Source organism: Rhizobium sp. USDA 4016 (genome assembly GCF_056279705.1).
In genome coordinates this window covers 1076776-1095763 of record NZ_JBWCCY010000002.1, presented here as the reverse complement: position 1 = coordinate 1095763, position 18988 = coordinate 1076776, and the positions used below count along the sequence as shown (strand labels likewise).

At 60.8% G+C, this 18988-nt stretch carries 14 protein-coding genes and 1 pseudogene; 7 read left to right on the top strand and 8 right to left on the bottom strand.

Annotation, left to right across the window (positions count from 1 at the left end; all coding sequences use genetic code 11):
* Window positions 1-61 precede the first annotated feature (61 nt).
* From ACZ9DP_RS06335 to ACZ9DP_RS06325, 3 genes are read left to right on the top strand one after another with little or no spacing between them, the layout of a single operon-like run.
* On the top strand, window positions 62-1615 hold the full coding sequence (locus tag ACZ9DP_RS06335; RefSeq protein ID WP_476200827.1) for a sugar ABC transporter ATP-binding protein: 1554 nt from the start codon (window positions 62-64) through the stop codon (window positions 1613-1615).
* A complete protein-coding gene (locus ACZ9DP_RS06330; RefSeq protein ID WP_074072158.1) occupies window positions 1612-2592 on the top strand; it encodes an ABC transporter permease in 981 nt (326 codons plus the stop codon). Before ACZ9DP_RS06335 ends, ACZ9DP_RS06330 begins: the two co-directional genes overlap by 4 nt.
* Window positions 2589-3575, top strand: coding sequence for an ABC transporter permease (locus ACZ9DP_RS06325; protein ID WP_476200826.1), 987 nt, complete (start codon window positions 2589-2591; stop codon window positions 3573-3575). Before ACZ9DP_RS06330 ends, ACZ9DP_RS06325 begins: the two co-directional genes overlap by 4 nt.
* A gap of 37 nt (window positions 3576-3612) precedes the next feature.
* Here the strand turns inward: ACZ9DP_RS06325 and ACZ9DP_RS06320 are convergent, their stop codons facing one another.
* From ACZ9DP_RS06320 to ACZ9DP_RS06290, 7 genes are all read right to left on the bottom strand, one after another.
* Window positions 3613-4602, bottom strand: coding sequence for a beta-ketoacyl-ACP synthase III (locus ACZ9DP_RS06320; protein WP_476200825.1), 990 nt, complete (start codon window positions 4600-4602; stop codon window positions 3613-3615).
* Window positions 4599-5864, bottom strand: a complete 1266-nt coding sequence (locus ACZ9DP_RS06315) for an adenosylmethionine--8-amino-7-oxononanoate transaminase (protein ID WP_476200824.1) — start codon at window positions 5862-5864, stop codon at window positions 4599-4601. The genes ACZ9DP_RS06320 and ACZ9DP_RS06315 overlap by 4 nt, the downstream gene beginning before the upstream one ends.
* Entirely contained in the window at window positions 5861-6499 is a 639-nt protein-coding gene (gene bioD / locus ACZ9DP_RS06310) for a dethiobiotin synthase (protein ID WP_476200822.1), read from the bottom strand. Before bioD ends, ACZ9DP_RS06315 begins: the two co-directional genes overlap by 4 nt.
* The gene (locus ACZ9DP_RS06305) at window positions 6496-7644 is read right to left on the bottom strand and encodes an 8-amino-7-oxononanoate synthase (protein ID WP_476200820.1); all 1149 of its coding nucleotides are present in this window, start codon (window positions 7642-7644) and stop codon (window positions 6496-6498) included. The genes bioD and ACZ9DP_RS06305 overlap by 4 nt, the downstream gene beginning before the upstream one ends.
* The gene (gene bioB, locus ACZ9DP_RS06300; protein WP_194730961.1) at window positions 7641-8654 is read right to left on the bottom strand and encodes a biotin synthase BioB; all 1014 of its coding nucleotides are present in this window, start codon (window positions 8652-8654) and stop codon (window positions 7641-7643) included. Before bioB ends, ACZ9DP_RS06305 begins: the two co-directional genes overlap by 4 nt.
* 140 nt (window positions 8655-8794) lie before the next feature.
* Window positions 8795-9463, bottom strand: coding sequence for a GntR family transcriptional regulator (locus tag ACZ9DP_RS06295; protein ID WP_476200819.1), 669 nt, complete (start codon window positions 9461-9463; stop codon window positions 8795-8797).
* A gap of 60 nt (window positions 9464-9523) precedes the next feature.
* The gene (locus ACZ9DP_RS06290; protein WP_476200817.1) at window positions 9524-11245 is read right to left on the bottom strand and encodes an ABC transporter ATP-binding protein; all 1722 of its coding nucleotides are present in this window, start codon (window positions 11243-11245) and stop codon (window positions 9524-9526) included.
* A 186-nt stretch (window positions 11246-11431) separates the two neighbouring features.
* Here ACZ9DP_RS06290 and ACZ9DP_RS06285 point away from each other — a divergent pair, with 186 nt between their 5' ends.
* The 4 genes from ACZ9DP_RS06285 to fhuB all read left to right on the top strand — a co-directional run bounded on the left by ACZ9DP_RS06285 (window position 11432) and on the right by fhuB (window position 17321).
* Window positions 11432-12196 carry an ATP-binding cassette domain-containing protein gene (locus ACZ9DP_RS06285; protein WP_074072165.1) on the top strand — a complete coding sequence of 255 codons (765 nt, stop codon included), beginning with the start codon at window positions 11432-11434 and terminating at the stop codon, window positions 12194-12196.
* A gap of 150 nt (window positions 12197-12346) precedes the next feature.
* Window positions 12347-14467: a TonB-dependent siderophore receptor gene (locus ACZ9DP_RS06280; protein ID WP_476200816.1), complete on the top strand. Its 2121-nt coding sequence runs from the start codon at window positions 12347-12349 to the stop codon at window positions 14465-14467.
* Entirely contained in the window at window positions 14467-15324 is an 858-nt protein-coding gene (locus ACZ9DP_RS06275; RefSeq protein WP_476202214.1) for an ABC transporter substrate-binding protein, read from the top strand. Before ACZ9DP_RS06280 ends, ACZ9DP_RS06275 begins: the two co-directional genes overlap by 1 nt.
* Complete coding sequence (fhuB, locus tag ACZ9DP_RS06270) at window positions 15324-17321, top strand: Fe(3+)-hydroxamate ABC transporter permease FhuB (protein WP_476200815.1); 1998 nt, start codon at window positions 15324-15326, stop codon at window positions 17319-17321. Before ACZ9DP_RS06275 ends, fhuB begins: the two co-directional genes overlap by 1 nt.
* 31 nt (window positions 17322-17352) lie before the next feature.
* On the opposite strand, the pseudogene ACZ9DP_RS06265 reads toward fhuB, so the two are convergent.
* Window positions 17353-18988, bottom strand: a pseudogene (locus tag ACZ9DP_RS06265) (FGGY-family carbohydrate kinase).

Genomic DNA, 18988 nt, shown 5'->3' with positions numbered 1-18988 from the left:
GCTTGAACGGCGCGTCGCGGGTACCCGCGACGCGCCAGAAAAACCGGTTTCGAGGAACCTTATGATCACATCAGAAATACCGGCGGCAACGCCCCTCTTCCAGATGAGCGGTGTTTCGAAGCGTTACGGCGGCGTTCACGCACTGGAAAATGCCGAACTTGCCGTCAAACCCGGGCGGATTCACGCTATTCTCGGCGAGAATGGCGCGGGAAAATCGACCCTTATCAAGATCATGGCAGGTGTCGTCGCGCCCGATGAAGGCCAAATGTTGCTGAACGGACGCCCGGTCAGCTTCAGGTCCCCCGCCGAAGCCTCCGCTGCCGGGGTCACCTGTGTGTTCCAGGAGCTTTCGCTCATCCCCGACCTGAGCGTTGCCGACAACATCTGCATCGCCGCGCCGCCGCGCCATTTCGGCCTGATCAACCGCAGGGCCCAGCGTGCGATCGCCGAGGAGATGCTGGCCCGGGCAGGCGCCGAAGACATCCATCCGCGGGCGCTGGTCAAGGATCTGTCATTGTCGCGTCGGCAACTGGTCGAGATCGCCAAGGCGCTCGCATGGAAGCCGCGCATTCTTATTCTCGACGAGGGAACGTCGGCGCTGACGGCAGCTGACGTCGTCAAGGTTTTTTCTGTCCTGAGGCGACTACGATCCGAGGGCTTGGCGCTGCTTTACATTTCACACCGCATGCAAGAGATCGCCGAACTGGCCGATGAATGCACGGTTTTGCGCAATGGCCGCAATGTCATGAGCTTTGCGGCCGGAACGCGCAGCGGCAGCGAGATCGTCGAAATGATGATCGGCCGTGAATATTCCAGCGCCTTCCCGCCGAAGCCGGCGCGAGCGGCAACCGATACGGCTCCTCCCCCTCTTGAGTGCCGCAAGCTCTGCTGGGGGGACAGCCTGCGCGACATTTCTCTTACCGTCGGCAGAGGCGAGGTGGTCGGCCTTGGCGGTCTGGACGGGCAAGGACAGCGCGAAATGCTGCTTGCCCTTTTCGGCGTGCTTCGCGGCACCATCGGCTCCGTCCTTGTCGATGGCAAGCCCGTCGCACTCACCAGTCCGGCAGTCGCACGCTCAAAGCATATAGGCATGGCTCTGATCCCCGAGGACCGCAAGACCGAAGGATTGATGCTGCCGATGACGGTTCGGGAAAATCTCTCCTTCGCGGTGCTGGACCGGGTATCCAAGGGTGGCGTCATAGATCGGCAAAAGGAAGAACAGCTGATCGACGAGATGGTGCAGTTGCTGGCGATCAAGACGGCAGGCCTCGACATTCCGGTCGGCGCGCTTTCTGGCGGCAATCAGCAAAAGGTCGTCATTGCCAAATGGCTGATGCGCCGGCCTCGGATCGTGCTGCTCAACGACCCCACACGCGGCATCGATGTCGGCACCAAACAGGAAATTTACCAGTTGCTGCGGCGGCTTGCCGAGGCAGGCGCGGCCATTCTTTTTTATTCGACGGATTACGATGAACTGATCGGCTGCTGCGATCGCGTTCTCGTGTTTTATAACGGCAGCATCGTGCGCGAACTGAGGGACGACGGCATTACACAGCATGCTTTGGTCGCAAGCGCGCTCAATGTCGAGGGCGAGAAGGCGGAGAGCGCGGCATGAAGGAATGGCGTTACCGGTTGAACGAACGGCGCAGCACGCTGATGGCAGCCGGTATTTTCCTCGTCATGTTTGCCATCTATGTCTCCAACCATCCGGCCGGTTTAACGGCCAACGTCGTGCAGACCGCCGCCAACAAGGGTGTTCTTCTTGCCTTTGTCGCGATGGCGCAGACGCTGGTCGTGATCACGGCGGGCATCGACCTATCCGTCGGCATGATCTTCATCCTTACCAATGCGTTGGCCTCCTGGATCGTTCTTGGAACGGCGATCGAAACGGCCTTCGGCGTGATCGCCGTTCTGGCCACCGGTCTTTTCTGCGGGGCATTGAACGGCCTGATCGTCATTTATGGGAGATTGCAGCCGATTGTCGCCACCATCGCGACGGGCGCGGTCTTCTTCGGGATCGCCTTGCTGCTGCGGCCCTTTCCCGGCGGCTCGGTTAATGAGGAACTGGCAGATATCATGACCGGAAAGATATTCGGCACTGTGCCCGCCAGCCTGGTTGCCCTGGCTGCCATCGTTCTCATCATTTGGGTGCCGTTCAGCCGGTCTGTCATCGGACGGACGGCTTATGCATCCGGCTCGTCGGAGACCGCAGCCTATATGTCCGGACTACCGATCCGCCGCGCCAAGTTTACTGCCTATGCGCTGGCCGGCCTTCTTGCCTCGATCGGCGGTCTGTTTCTCACATTCTTCACTTTCACAGGCGAGGCAGCCCTTGCAAGCGGCAATGCCTACACGCTTTTCTCGATCGCCTCGGTCGTCCTTGGCGGCGTATCCCTTTTTGGCGGCAAGGGCAGTGCGATCGGTGCGATATTCGGAGCGCTCGCCTTCCGCACCATCGGCGACCTGCTTTTCGTCTTCGATTTCGATCCGCTGTGGCAGCCTCTGTTCCAGGGTGTGGTGCTGCTCGTCGCCGTCAGCCTCGGAGCCTTCGGATTGTTCCGCGTCCGCAATCGCCTGGAGTGGTTCGGATGAGCAACGCAGCGCGAGAAGAGCCGGTGAGCTCTCTGCCTAAAATCGTGCGGCGGCTCGATCCGGCGATCGCGACGGCCTTCGGCTGCATCATCCTTTTGCTGATCATCGGCAGTTTTTATTCGACGAGTTTCCTGTCGCCCGAATATCTCCTGCAGCAGTTGAAAGTGGCATCCTTCCTTGGCGTCATTGCCACCGGCATGATGATCGTCATCTTGCTCGGCCAGATTGATCTTTCCGTTCCCTGGTCGGTTGCCGTTGGCGGAATGATGGCTTGTGCTGCGGCCGCATATGGTCCTGCAGGCGAGATGCTTGCTATTCCCTTCGGAATTGTCTGCGGCATGGCAATCGGCCTCGCAAACGGGATCGGCGTCGCTTATCTGCGCATTCCCTCGATGATCATCACGCTTGCGACCAACGCCGTCGCTCAGGGGTTGATGGTCCTTTATACTGGTGGTTTCTCGCCACAGGATTCGGCTACATTTGCCATGCGTTATCTGGCAACCGGCTTTCTTCTCCCCGGCATACCCAATGCCGTGCTCATCTGGGCCGTGATCGGTGCCGGCACGGTCTTTGCCCTCACGCGCACGACATTCGGCCGCTCCGTCTACGGCATCGGCAACCGCGAGAGCGCGGCCTATCTATCCGGCATCAACACCCGCCGGATCGTCCTGATCGCCTTCATCGCCTCCGGTGCCCTTAGCGCCTTTGGCGGCGGCCTGCTTGCCGGCTATGCGTCGAAGGCGGCCCAATCGATGGGCGATGCTTATCTTTTGCCCTCGATCGCCGCCGTCGTCCTCGGCGGAACATCCATTCTCGGCGGCAGGGGCTCCTACCTCGGCACAGTCGCCGGCGTGATCTTAATCACCCTCCTGCAATCGATCCTCTCGGTCATGCAGATGCCGGAGGCAGGACGGCAGATCATCTACGGCATGGTCATCATCGCCATGCTGCTGCTTTACGGCCGCAGCCCTGCCAACCGGTGACCCGCGGCCCTACCGGATTTATCCGCTGGCAAACCTCTCAAAATCCCAAAACCAAGGCACCACCGGTCAATCCGGCGCCCGCAGCCGTTAGAAGCACCGCCTCGCCCGAGGCAAACGGCCGTTTCTCCTTGGCAATCGACAGCGACAGGGCAATGGTCGCGGCAGATGAATTGCCGTAGTCGGCAATTGTGCTGACGGTTTTGACGTCCGAAATACCCAGTTTCTCGCCCACGGCGCTGAAGATTCGCGTATTGGCCTGGTGCGGCACGAACCGGCTGACATTCGACGTGACCATGCCCGCGCGCTCGAGCGCCCGCAGCGAAGAAGCCGTCATCATCTCGACAGCACGCGAAAACACCTCACGTCCGTCGCGCATCGTCATGAGAAAGTCCTCGGCCCTCATCCCCGGCGCAAACGGGCGGTTGCTGCCGCCGGCAGCGATCGAGATCAGGTCGTAACCGCTTCCATCGGACGTAAGATCGACGCCGAGGAGACCGGTGCCGGGCTCGAGCGATGGCGAAAGCACGACCGCACCAGCTGCGTCGGCAAACAGAACCGAGCTCGCGCGCTCGGCCGGGTTGATCCGCCGGCTTAAGATGTTTGCGGCAACGACGAGTACCGGTCTTGCTTGGCTTCGAACAAAGCCGTCGGCAAGTGTCAGCGCATAAAGAAAGCCCGAGCAGGCGCCTGCAAGATCGATCGCTCCGGAATTTGCAAGACCGAGGCGATGGGCAAGCAGGGGCGCTGACGGCGGCAGCAAATGGTCAGGGGTCGAGGTTGCAAGCAGCGTCAAGGCGATTTCGGCCCGGTCGACGCCGGCATCGCTAAGGGCCATGGCCCCGGCGCGGGCCGCAAGCCCGCTCAAGGTGTCGCCCTCTTGCGCCCAGTGCCTGGCACGAATGCCTGTACGGCGTTCGATCCAGCCGGGTTCCAGCCCAAGCGCCCTCTCAATCTCGCCGTTTTCGACCCGTCGCGCCGGCACGCTGTGCCCGAAGCCCGCCAGCCGCGAAGCCCTCGCCGCGGTCATGCCGACACCCTGAAGTGAAAGGCGGCTTCTTCGATCGCTTCATAGGCGCGATCGAGCTCCTTGGCCGTGATGCAATAGGGCGGCATCAGGTAGATGACGTTGCCGAGCGGCCGGATGAGCAGGTGACGCTCGCGGAAGAACGCGCGCAGCCTCGGCCCGACCTCTGCCAAGTATCCGCCCGCCACGACATCGAGATCAAGAGCCGCGATCGTTCCGATTTGCCGAACATTGCGGAAACGCACGTCGTTCGAAAAGCGGGTCAGATGCGCCCGATGCACGTCCGCGAGAGCCTTAAGCCGTGCCTGCACCGGCTCATCCCGCCAGACGGAAAGATTGGCAACCGCTGCTGCGCAGGCGATCGGATTGGCTGTGTAGGAACTCGAATGAAAGAAGGTTCTGCGGCGGTCAGTGGAGAGGTGCGCGTCGAAGATTTCCGCCGTGCACAACGTTGCCGCCAGCGGTAGAGCACCTCCCGTCAGGCCTTTCGACGTACAGAGGATGTCCGGGGTGATCGCTGCCTGCTCACAGCCAAAAAGCGTTCCGGTGCGCCCCCAACCGGTCATCACTTCATCGGCAATGAGAAGCGTACCGCAATGCTCGGCAACCTCCTTGAGGCTCGCAAGAAGCGACGGCGCATAGATCTTCATGCCGCCCGCCCCGAGGACGAGCGGCTCGATGAGAAGAGCTGCGACTTCGCCTGACCGGCAGTAGCTTTCGAAGGCATCGAGAGTTTCCTGCTCGCGGCCGGCCTCTGGGAAAGGCAGCCGGTCGACGGCAAAGAGCAGCGGTTCGTAGGCAGCATTGAACACGCCGCGCTCACCGGCCGACATCGTGCCGATCGTATCGCCGTGATAGGCATGTTCCATGACGACGATGCGATTGCGCCGCTCGCCTTTGTTATGGAAAAAACCGAGCGCCATCTTCAGTGCGACCTCAACTGCGGTCGATCCGCTGTCGGAATAAAAGACATGGGCCAGTCCGGGCGGTGCAACGGCGATCAGCCCTTCAGCCAGCTCTTCGGCCGGCGCATGCGTATATTCGGCGAAGATGAGCTGGTCATAGCGTCCAGCGGCTGCGCCAATTGCGCTCATGATGGCAGGGTGCCGATGGCCGTGGGTGATCACCCACCAGGATGAGATCGCGTCAAGAACATGATTGCCGTCCTCATCGATAAGGTAGGCGCCTACCGTCTCAACGATCGGCTTCATGCGCGGTTCGAGCGCGTGCTGGGTGAAGGGATGCCATACACGAGAATGCGTCATGCCAGGGCTGCCTTGATGCGTTCAATATCGATGTTTTCGGCGAAAGCCTCCTGCAGTGTCTTGGGCGTTGGACCAGACAACCACGGCAGGCGGCCAAGCGACCGAATGCCTCCGATCTCGGCGATGACCCGCTGCGTTTCGGCGTTCTCGTCACCGATGAAAGCAACACCGAGGACCGGCATGACACGGTGCTTCAGCGCCTCTAGCGACAAAAGCGTATGATTGATCGTTCCAAGCGTGGTCCTCGCGCACAAAATGACAGGGACCTGCCAATGGGCAAAAACATCCGCGAACAACAGCCGGTCCGTAAGCGGCACCAAAAGGCCGCCGGCCCCTTCCACGACCAGAGGGTGGTCGGTTTCAGGAAGGTTCAGTCGCTCGGGCTCGACCGACACGCGATCGAGCCTGGCGGAGAGATGCGGAGATGCTGGTGTCTTCAGCCTGTAAGCCTCCGGGATGATCCGTGCCGGAGAAATGCCGCCCAGCCGTGCGACAGCTTGGCTGTCTGTCTCTTCCTCAAGACCCGCCTGCACCGGCTTCCAGTAATAGCCATCCAGTGCCTGCGTCAGCGCAGCGGCGAACCACGTCTTGCCGATGCCGGTATCCGTCCCGGTGACGACGCAAGCCTGCGTCATGACCGATCCTCCTCCGCCAGGACGGCTGCAAGCTGCTCGAACATGCTGGAAATCATGCTGGAATCCACGTTAAGCGTGATTGCGATTCTCAGCCGCGCTGTCCCCTCCGGCACGGTCGGCGGGCGGATTGCCCTGATGTCGAAGCCTTGGTCGCGCATATGCGCGGCAATTGCGACGGCGCGCGCATTGTCGCCGATCATCACCGGCAGGATCTGGGAACCGCTGCCTTTGGCACCGGTCGCAGCCGCAAGTGCGGAGTTTGCAAAAGCCCGCAGCTTGTCGAGCTCCGCGCGCCGCTGCGGCTCGTCCTCGAGAACGCGCAACGCTTCGCCAACAGCAGCCGCCATCAACGGCGAAGGCGCCGTCGCATAGATGAAACCGCGGGCGCGGTTGACGAGGTAGTCGCAAATGACAGCGCTTGCAGAAAGCAGCGCTCCGGCAACACCGAGCGCCTTGCCGCAGGTGTGAAGGACGATGAGGTTGTCTTGCGCTTCCAGACCTGCCGAAAAACCGCGTCCCCCCGGCCCGAAGACACCGGTTGCATGCGCTTCGTCCACGACCAGGAAGGCGTCATGCGCATTCGCAATGCTTGCAAGTTGAGCAAGCGGTGCGCGATCGCCGTCCATGGAATAGAGGCTCTCGACGGCAATCCACGCCCTGCCAGTGCCGCCTGCCCGGCGCCATTTCCTGATCGCCTCATCGAAGGCGGCAACATCGTTGTGAGCGACCGACATCGCCCGTGCCTTGCTCGCCGCGATCCCCTCATGCGCGCTTGCATGGATCAGGGCATCGTGGATGATGATGTCCTCGCGCTGCGGAAGGGTCGAGAAGGCAGCGACGTTGGCCGCGTAGCCGCTGCCGAAATAGACGACCCTTTCGGTTCCGAAATATGCGGCTGCCTGCTCCTCGAGCGCTTCGTGCTCGGGATGATTGCCCCGCAGCAGCCTCGATCCCCCTGCCCCGACCGCAACGCCGCGCCCGATCGCTTCGGCAATCGCGTTCTTAAGGCGCTCCGATTGAGCAAGCCCCAGATAGTCGTTCGACGTAAAATCGATGCCGCTCTGGCCGATCAGCGCCCGGGCGCGGCCCTTCCGTTCAAGGCCGGCCAGTGTCCGCTCGTAGCGGGCAAGGCCCGCAAACCTCATGGGGCCGTCTCCCCGCCGTCCAGTTCCATCGGCTTCAGACCGAGGCGGCGAAACAGTGCGCTGTCATCGTCCTCGCCTGGATTGTCGGCTGTCAAAAGGGTATCGCCGACGAAGATGGAATTGGCACCGGCGAAGAAACAGAGGGCTTGCATCTCATCGCTCATATCGGAGCGTCCCGCCGAAAGCCGCAGGTGCGAGGTCGGCATCAAAATGCGGGCCAGAGCGATCGTTCGCACGAACTCGATCGGATCGACGGGTTCGGCGTCGGCAAGCTTCGAACCCGGGATCGGGATCAGCATGTTGATCGGCACGCTCTCGGGAGGCACGGCCAGATTGGCAAGCGTCACCAGCATCGCGATGCGGTCGGCGGCCGTCTCTCCCATCCCGAGGATGCCGCCCGCACAGACCTTGATGCCGGCGTCACGAACATTCGACAGTGTCTCCAAACGGTCGGCAAATGTCCGCGTGGTTATGATCTCGCCGTAGAAGCGTTCGGAGGTGTCGATATTGTGGTTGTAATAGTCAAGCCCCGCTTGCGCGAGCGCAGCGCTCTGTGCCGGCGTCAGCATGCCGAGCGTCATGCAGGTTTCCATGCCCAGCGCCTTGACGCCCTTAACCATGGCAGCGATCGCATCCATGTCGCGATCCTTCGGGCTGCGCCATGCCGCGCCCATGCAATAGCGGGTCGCGCCGCCCTCCTTTGCCCTGCGCGCTTCAGCAAGGACACGCTCGACCTCCATCAGCTTCGAGGCCTTGAGCCCGGTCGGATAATGGGCTGACTGGCTGCAATAGCCGCAGTCCTCGGCGCAGCCGCCGGTCTTGATGGACAGCAGACGGCTCATCTGGACAGCGTTCGGATCAAAGTTTTCGCGATGAACGCCGTGAGCGCGAAAAAGAAGATCGTTGAATGGCAAATTATAGATAATTTCTGCTTCATCAGCCCGATGCCGAGGGGCGAGAGGCTCCGCAATCTCGTATGCACCATTCAAATCAGCCGTTTCAGCCTGCATCGAACGAGGTCCTCCCTTTTGGATGCGTTGCCATATAGATATCTTCCAGCTTTATCTATAATAATGCAGCGCAACATAAGGCAAGGGCAGAGGTGAATTTTCCGCTAGCGACAGATTGCAGCGATGGGTAAACGGCCTGCTCAGCCGACGATCGCGAAACGCTCGGCGTCGGGAGCAGCGCCGCTTCTTGCCGGCCGCCGGCCGATCCATTGGACATGCCGCTCCAGGACAGTGGCCGCGTGTTCGATTTCTCCTTCGCGAAGAAAACCGAGGATCGCTCGATGATCGCGGTCCTTGGGTGTCATCCAGCCCGAGTTCCACGTTGAAAAAAGAAACCGCGCGCTCGCAGCGTGCAGATCATCGATTGCCGCCAAGAGGCGCGGCATCCCGCAAGGCGAAAGCACCAGCCGGTGAAAGCGCCTGTTTGCCGCTTCCCAGCCGCGAACATCAACGGCCTGATCGCCTTCAAGGGTGGCGCGTTCGGCATGATCGAGGATGGACGGCGTCAGGTGGGGAGCAGCATGGCGAAGCGCCAGAACTTCGAGCGCAGCGCGCATGCGCGCTACTTCCTGCACTTCTGCAAGATCGAATGACGCAACGCGGACGCCTCGCCTCGGCTCGCTGATCGCAAGCCCCTGCGCCTCCAGCCGCCGAAGTGCCTCGCGCACTGGTACGTGGCTGGAGCCGAATTCCTCGGCGATATGATCCTGCTTGAGTTTGGAGCCGGGTGCGAGCTGTCCTGTCACGATCCGGTCAGCAAGTACGCGGCTTATCCGCGCGGCAATTGTCTCGTCACTGTGATCGGTCATTTTTTATAGATAATTCGCTTCGCCACGACTGTCGAGACGGCAACCGCCTCATGGCCGTGGTCAAGAACTGGTGGCAAGTTGGGCATCGTATAGGCGCCTGTAATGGCCGCGCCGCTTTAGCAACTCGGCATGCGAACCCTCTTCCACGACACGTGAGCCGTCGACGACAACGATCCGGTTCGCGTCGCGTATTGTTGCCAGCCGGTGCGCGATAATCAGCGTCGTCCTGCCTTCGGCAAGCTTGGCCAGCGCTTGTTGTATCTGACGTTCGGTCTCTGTGTCGAGCGCCGACGTCGCCTCGTCGAGGATGAGGATCGGCGGGTTCTTCAGGAACATGCGGGCAATTGCCAGGCGCTGTTTTTGGCCACCCGACAATTTGACGCCGCGTTCGCCGATCATCGTATCCAGCCCGTCTGGCAGCGACGCAATCATGCCGTCAAGCTTGGCGCGCATAGCGGCCTCGACAATATCGGCTTCGCCGGCGTCCAGCCTCCCATAGGCGATGTTTTCGCGAATCGTTCCTGCGAACAGAAAGACATCCTGCTGCACGACACCGATCTGACGTCTGAGCGAGGCGAGTTTCATATGGCGGATGTCGATGCCGTCCACTGAGATGGCGCCGTCGCCGACTTCATAAAAACGTGGCAGCAGCGAGCATATCGTCGTCTTTCCCGCGCCAGAGGGGCCGACGAATGCAACCGTCTCGCCTGCCCTGATCGTCAGATTGACATGCTTAAGCGCCGGCTTTCCGCTGCTATAGGCGAAAGACACGTCGCGATAGGCGATTTCGCCCCTCAAATGATCGACTTCGATCGCGTCGGGCGCATCCTCGATATCGGGTTCTGTGTCGATCAGTTCGGTAAACCGCCGGAAACCGGCAATGCCTTTCGGGTAGGTCTCGATCACCGAGTTGATCTTCTCGACGGGCCGGAAGAAGACGCCGACGAGAAGCAGGAAACCAATGAAGCCACCGGCCGTCAGCTCGCCCGCCAGAACGAAATAGCTGCCGGCGATCATCACGATCATCTGCGTCAGCCGCATGCTCATGTAACTCAGCGACGTGCTGGCAGCCATGATGCGGTAGGCTTGGAGTTTCGTCTTCCGGTAGCTTTGATTGTCATTTTCGAAGAGAGCCCGTTCATGGTCCTCGTTGCCGAAGGCCTGCACGACCCTGACGCCGCCGACGCTCTCTTCGATCCGGGCATTGAAATCGCCGACGCGCCCGAAGAGCGCCCGCGAATTCCTCGTCATCCGGGTTCCGTAACGGCTGGTCACCCACGCCGTCAGCGGCACGATGATGGCGGTGATGAGCGCGAGCTGCCAATTGACAGTCAGCATCAAGATGAGTGCGCCTGCAAAAGTCATCACCGCAATGAAAAGATCCTCGGGACCGTGATGGGCCACCTCGCCGATCTCTTCGAGATCCTTCGTTAGACGGCCGACCAGATGTCCGGTCTTCTGATTGTCGTAAAAGCTGAAGGAAAGCTTCTGAAGATGGTCAAAGGCCGCTCGGCGCATGTCGGTCTCGATGTTGATGCCGAGCATGTGGCCCCAATAGGTGACGATCGCCATCAGGCCGGTGTTGATCGCATAAACCACCAGAAGACCGGTCGATGCCAATAAAATGAGCAGCCAGTCCTGGCCGATCAGAAGCCGATCGACGAACAGCTTCACAGCCATCGGAAAGCCGAGCTCGAGCAGGCCGGAGATGATCGCGCAGCTGAAATCCAGCACGAAGAGGCCGCGATAGGGCCTGTAATAGGAAAAGAAGCGGCGGAGCATTTCGACCTTTAAAGGGAGTAAGCTTAGACGGCGGCATTGACGATAAGCGCGCATTGATGCGAAACATGATCCGCATTCTCATATTTTTTGACGAGAGCCAATAGGGCGCTGTGCATGACATTGCATGTTGATAAGAAACCGGCAACTGCCGCTAAGGCGAAAGGTTCCGACGCGGGCACCGCTTCCATGCTCTCTCTTCAAGGCGTCAGCTTCGTCATCGAGGGCCGTACCCTGCTGCACCCGCTGACGCTGGATTTTGAAGCCGGCAAAACGGTCGGGCTGATCGGCCATAACGGTTCCGGAAAATCGACGCTGCTGAAGCTTCTCGCCCGCCAGCAACAGCCTTCTTCCGGCACGATACGCTTCGAAGGCAAGGCGCTTGGCGAATGGCCGGGCCGCGCCTTTGCCCGCCGCCTCGGCTACCTGCCGCAGCAGACGCCGGCAGCGCCGGGGATGCTTGTCAAGGAGCTTGTCGCGCTCGGCCGCTACCCCTGGCATGGTGCGCTCGGCCGCTTCGCAGAAGCGGATCGCACCAAGGTTTCCGAGGCGCTGGAACTGACCGGCACCGCCTCATTGGCCGGCAGGCTTGTCGATACGCTGTCGGGCGGAGAACGCCAACGCGTTTGGCTGGCCATGCTTGTAGCCCAAGATGCCGATTGCCTACTGCTTGACGAACCCATCTCGGCACTCGACATCGGCCATCAACTCGAAGTGCTGGCGCTCACTCAGACACTTTCGCGCGAGAAGGGCCTCAGCGTCATCGCCGTGCTTCACGACGTCAACATGGCGGCGAGATTCTGCGACGAAATCGTCGCGCTGCATTCCGGGCGCTTGATCGCACGGGGGACACCGGCGGAAATCATGAGACCTGCCGAACTCGATAAGATCTACAATGTCCGGATGGATGTGATGCAGCAACGATCCGGTCGGCTTGTGGCGGTGGCCCAATAATCCCTGGATTGCAAGTTCGAAGGCGGAAACTTCCCGCCTGAAAGTTGACAGTTATTGGCAACTTTAATAGGTGTCGGGCACGGAAGCCACGGCCCTGCGCCCCAGCCACCAGCATTTCATTTCGATATCGAATTTGCCTGGGGAGCAGCGATGTCCTTTCGTTCCGCGCTTGGCCGCACCATTCTTTCTCTTTCATGCAGCGCAGGCTTTTTTCTACCAGCGCTTGCGCAGGATCAGGCAGCGACGGCGCTGCAGCCTGTCGTCATCCAAGGGGATGGCGGTGCACATAGCAGCGGCATATTCGAAGAAGAAGGTTACGTTGCCAAAGCCGGGCGCGCAGCCGGCAAGAGCGATACACCGCTGATCGAAACGCCGCAGTCCGTGTCGGTGATCACGGCGGACCAGATCGACGCGCAAGGTGCCGAAACTCTGAATGCGGCCCTGCGTTACAGCGCAGGCGTCGCCGGCGAGAATAATGGATCGGATACTCGCGGCTATGGGCTGCAAATCCGCGGCTTCAACGTCTCCGACGAAATCTTCTATGTCGATGGCCTGCATTCGAAGGGAACGGAATTCGCCTCCTTCCTGTCGCTGGAGACTTACGGCGCCGAAGCCATCGAGCTTGTGCGCGGTCCGGCTTCCGTACTTTACGGGCAGAACAGCCCCGGTGGCATCATCAATTACTCCAGCAAACGCCCGACTGCCGAAGCGTTCGGCGAAGTGGGCCTCAGCGTCGGCAGCTTCGACCGCTACGAAGCACAATTCGATATTGGTGGTCCGATCACCGAAGACGGCGTATTCAGCTACCGCCTGACGGGTCTTAGCCGCAAGGGCGACACACACGTGGACTTCGTCAACGACGATCGCGTCTACCTCGCAACCTCCGTCAAATGGGCGCCGGACGACGAAACGAGCCTGACGGTCTTTGCAAAATACCAGAAGGACTTCACCGGCTGGGGCATCCAGTTTCTGCCTGCATCCGGAACCGTCCTGCCGAACGCGAATGGCGAAATTCCACGCGACAGGTTTGTCGGCGAACCGGATTTTGACCGCTACGACCTGACGATTGCGACGATCGGCTACGCGTTCGAGCACCAGATCGACGAGACGTGGGCTTTCCGGCAGAACGCGCGCTTTTCCTATCTGAAAAACGTACAGGAAGGCGTTTTTGGCAACGGACTCGCCGCCGACGGACGCACACTCATGCGCTATGCCGACGAAGGCCGATCGCAGCTGGCAAGCTTTGCGATCGACAATCAGGCGGAGGCAATGTTCGACACCGGTCCGCTTGCGCATAAGATGCTTTTCGGGCTGGATTATCAGTATACGCATTTCAAAGACTGGGGCACCTATGCCGATGTCGATCCCATAGATGTCTTCAATCCGGTCTACGGCTCGCCGCTGCCAGCACTTGATGTCTATACAGACGCGAAGACGACACAGCATCAGCTCGGCCTTTACGTGAACGACCAGGTCAAGTTCGACAAATTCGTGCTGACGGGCGGCCTCCGTCACGACTGGGCGCGAACGGAAACGCTCGAGCAGTTTGACGGAAGCCGCACGGACAAATCCGATAGTGCCTTTACCGGCCGCCTCGGCCTTGTCTATCTGGCCGATAACGGTCTTGCGCCCTACGCCAGCTATTCGACCTCGTTCATGCCGGTGCTTGACGATCCGAGCTTTGATCCCGAAACCGGGCGACAATACGAGGTCGGCGTGAAGTATCAGCCGGAAGGCTATAACAGCTTCGTGACGCTTTCGGCCTTTGATCTGACGAAAGACAATGCAGTTCGCTATCAAGGAAGTACTGCGGTGCAGACCGGAGAAATCCGCTCCCGCGGCATCGAACTCGAAGGCGTCGCAAGCCTCGATGAGGGCTGGGATATCAAGCTCGCTTATGCCTATCTCGATACCGAGATCATGGACGATACCGAAGGAACCGGCGGCAACACGCCCTACGGCGTGCCGCGCCATCGCGCGTCGTTGTGGGCAAAGTACACGGTCCAGCGCGGCACGTTGGAGGGTCTCGGCCTAGCGGCAGGCATCCGCTACATCGGATCGACCTATGGCGACGATGCGAATTCCTTCAAGGTTCCGAGCGTCACGCTTGTCGACCTTGCCGCAAATTACCAGTGGAGAGACTACGAGTTCCAGCTGAACGTCAGTAATCTCTTCGACAAGCGCTATGTGGCTTCGTGCTTTTCGCAAACGGCCGGATGCTTTTTCGGCGAGGGCCGCAAGATCGTCGGCTCGGTGAAATACCGTTGGTAATGTTTACCCGGCGGACATTACTCGGCGGGCTTGCCGCATCGGCTTTTGCACCGGCGGCCTTCGCAGCCCCGCCGCGACGCATCGTCTGCCTCGAATGGACATCGGCCGAAATGTTCATGTCGCTCGGCGTGCAGCCATTGGCGGTTGCCGATCTCAAAGGCTATCGGGACTGGGTCGCTGCGCCCGCCCTGCCCTTGTCGACATTTGATCTCGGCGCCCGCGGTGAACCGAACCTCGAAGTGATCAGCGCGCTTCGTCCCGATCTGATCGCAGGCGCCTATGGCTACGGGATCGATGAAACAATGTTTGCGCGCTTTGCGCCGATTTTCAGCGTTCCGTTCTATGACGGAAAGAGCACGCCGCTTGCTCAGGCGGCAGCCGAAACCGTAAAACTCGGCGCTCTTCTCCGACGGGAGGAGGAAGCGCGGGAGCATGTCAGCCAAGCCATGCGCACGATCAATGATACCAGGGATGCTCTTCGCACCCGCCCGGCCGGTCCGATCGTGATCGTCAGCATGTTCGACGACCGCCACGTGCGGGTCTATGGAAGAGGCAGCCTGTTTCAAGACGTGTTTGACCGCATCGGGCTGGTCAACGCGTGGACCGGAGGGACATCGGGGTGGGGATTTTCAACCGTTGGCATCGATGCGCTTACGGCAATCGGTAATGCCCGTCTGGTTTCGCTCGATCCAATCCCGGCGCATATCCGCATCCGCATTGAGCAGAGTTCGCTCTGGACCAGCCTGCCCTGTGTCAGAGCTGGAAATGTTGTAACGATTCCGCCGGTCTGGCCCTTCGGCGGGTTGGCCGCTGCCGCCCGTTTCGCCAACTTGATCGAAAACGTCGTGCAGGCATGATGGCAATCGATCAGCCGATATCGGCGGAAGGCAGCGGCCTTTGGAAACTCATCCTGCTCGTCGCCATTCCCGCGATCACCGCGATGGCCCTGACCGTTGCCGGAGCCGAACGGCTGTTGCCGCCTGCCTCCTGGTGGTCCACGCTTGTCGATACCGACAATGCGAAATCGCAGGAACTGCTTTTCCGCCATGCCTTCATGCCGCGTGTCGCGGTCAGCATCCTCGCCGGCCTGGGCCTCGGGCTCTCCGGCATCCTGATCCAGCATCTGCTTCGCAACCCGCTGGCAGAGCCAACGACCATCGGCACGAATGCCGGTGCCGGGCTCGCCTTGACCATCGCAACGCTTTACGCCCCCGTCGCGCTCGAAAACGGACGCGGTGTCATCGCGCTTCTGGGCGGTGCGTTGACGACGTTCCTCGTCTTTTTGCTCGCACAGCGCCGGCAATTTTCGCCAGTCGCCGTCATTGTCTCAGGGCTTGTCGTCAGTTTGACCTGCGGCTCGGCGAGCGCCCTGCTCATGGCCATCAATCGCGAGTACACCGAGGAGCTTTTCATCTGGCAGAGCGGGTCGTTGATCCAGAACGGCGACGCCGTCATCCGAGTGCTCCTTCCGCAGGTTACTGTTTGCAGTGTCCTTACATTCATGTTCCTGCGGCCCTTGCGGCTGCTGGAAGCGGGTGATGAAAGTGCCGGTAGCCTTGGCATGAGGCCGGCAGCCATCAGGCTGATCGGTCTTTCGATCGCAGTAGCAATGAGCGCATTCGTCGTTGCGGCAGCCGGCGTCATAAGCTTCATTGCACTCGCAGCCCCGGCCTTCGCGCGCATAGCCGGCGCAAGGACGCTGCTGCAGCGCATGGTCTGGTCACCACTGATTGCCGCCTCGCAGCTTTGGCTGGTCGATCAACTGATCCAGTTCCACTTCAGAGAGATGGCATTTCCCGCAGGCGCTGCGACAGCACTTCTCGGAGCGCCCTTGCTGTTCTTCTTCCTGCTTCGTTTGAAGACCGTGTCCCTGGACAGCCGAGAGGGCACATTCGCTGCCGTCACTCCTCACGGAATGCCGGCTCTTCTTCTGCTTGCCTTGGCACTTGTTGTTGCGACAAGCCTTGCTTTTTTCTTTGGAAAGGGTGCAAACGGCTGGGGCTCCATCGCGGCAGCAGAGATCGGTCAATTGGCCGAATTGCGGTTGCCACGGATCGGCGTGGCGCTTGCAGCGGGAGCCATGTTTGGCGTTTGCGGCACATTGCTTCAGCGGATGACCACAAACAGCATGGCTGCTCCCGAAGTGATCGGTGTCTCAGGTGGGGCAAGCCTCGGCGTACTTGCGCTTTTTGTCGTCACGTCCAGCATCGATCGGCTTTCACTGGCAGTGGCCGCAAGCGTCGGCGCCTTCGCAACACTCGCGCTCGTCATGTTTGTCGCTGGCCGGCAGCGCCTTTCGCCGGAGAAGCTTCTGCTCGCGGGGACATCTGTGACGACGCTTGCCTCGGCGCTCGCAGCTCTCGCTCTTGCAAGCGGCGATCCGAGGACGGACTTCCTGCTCGCCTGGCTCTCGGGATCCACCTACCGGGCAACTCCAACTCAGGCGACAGCAGCAGCCGCTGTCGCGATCCTTCTTCTATCCGTCGCGCCTTTGACGATCCGCTGGCTCGCCGTCTTGCCGCTTGGCGAAACCGTGTCGCGCTCGCTGGGCCTCGGTGTCGTTGCCGTTCGCGCCATCCTCCTTTGCCTCATCGCGATCCCGACAGCCGTCGCCACGCTGCTGATCGGACCGCTCAGTTTCGTCGGGCTGATGGCGCCGCACTTTGCGAGAATGACGGGGTTCCGAAGACCGGCCGGCGAAATATTCGCATCCGCTTTTTACGGTGCACTCATATTGATCGCGGCCGACTGGACGGGAAGAACCATCATTTTTCCGTGGCAGATACCGGCAGGTCTGCTGACAGCTCTCGCCGGCGGCCCGTTTTTTCTGATCGCAATGAGCCGCTCCCGATAGACATCGCCTTCTGCCTTTAGCAGCGAAGCGATCAATCGCCGGTCAATGAGAGCGAACGGACATTCCGGTCTGCGGACTGCAGCAGTTCGAAAGCCCGGTACCTGTTTTTGTGCAGAGCCGCAACCGCGCCACCGGTTGGACGGAAAGTTTTGGAGAGACGCGACATCGCCTTCATCGCTTCCGGCAGGGAATGATGACGTCCGCCAGCGACGGCCCCGAGCATTGCCGCACCGAGCAGCACAGGCTCCTCGGTGTCGGCGATCGCCACGGGCAGATTCGTCGTATCGGCCAGAAGCTGGCGCACGAGATTGCTTTGCGCCGCGCCACCGCTGGCAACGATCAGGTCAAGCGTAATGCCGTCCTGCGCCAGTTTTTCCAGGAGCTGCTTGAGGCCGTAGCCGATGCCGCAGAGGCCGGCGATGTAGAGGGAAATCAGGTCGGCAATGGCTGTATCAAGTCCGATGCCGGCGACGACTGCCCGCGCGTCGGGGTCGGCATGCGGTGACCGGTTTCCGAGAAACTCCGGCACGACGTGAAGAGACTTGGCAAGCTCGACGGCGCGCCCAAGGTCCGGGCACATCTCGGTGGCTTGCCCGTCAAGCCATGTAACAAGAGACACGCCCGCGGCGGCAGCGTTCGCCTGTGCTTCACCAGACGCGGGATGCATCGTTACAAGATGGTCTATGGCAGCACCTGCCGCTGACTGCCCGCCTTCCGTCAGCCAAAGCCCTGGTACCATGGCCGAGAAGTACGGTCCCCAGACGCCATCGACGAATACCGGGTTGTCGCTTGAGGCCATCGAGCAGGCGGATGTACCGAAGATGTAGGCAAGCCTGTTTCTGACATCCGAATGGCCGCTTGCCTCGGCCCCGCCAAGCGTGCCGACACCGCCCGCATGCGCATCGATCAGCGCAGCTCCGACCGGCGTTGCGACCGTCAATCCGAGATCGGGCGGCGGCTTGTTCGGTGAGCCCATTTGCCAGCGCCGTGCCGGGATCGACGATGTCCGTGCCTATCCTGGAAAAGCCTTCGGCTGCCAATTCTTCGAGCCCGATCGCCTCGAAGTACCGTGCATCCCAACGGTTCTCGTGGGCAAGAAAGGTCCATTTGCAGGTGACCGTGCAGACCGACCGGCTGAGCGAGCCTGTTGCGCGCCAGGTCAGATAGTCCGCAAGGTCGAAGAAGTGACCGGCAGCGGCAAAGGAGGCCGGCAGATTGCGCTTCAGCCAGAGAAGCTTCGGCGTTTCCATTTCCGGGGAGATCCGCCCGCCGACATAACGCAGGACCTTATGGTCTCCAACATTGATTTCCGCAGCTTCGCCGGCGGCACGGTGATCCATCCAGACGATGATATTGCGGTTGGGGTCGCCGGAGGGACCAACGGCGACCGGGGCGCCGTCGGCCGTCACTGAAACGAGAGAACAGGTGGCATCAAAACCCAGACCGGCAACAGCTGCAGGTGGAATTCCCGCCGCTGCGACAGCTTCCTTGACGCTGTCGCAGACCGCTTTCCATATCTGCTCGCTCGATTGCTCGACGATGCTGCCTGCCTCATACCAGATCGTGATGGGGCGTTTTGCAGCCGCCCGCAGAATGCCGTACTCGTCGAAGACCCCTGCGCGCGCGCTGCCTGTACCCACATCGACGCCGATAAAGAACTGCGCCAT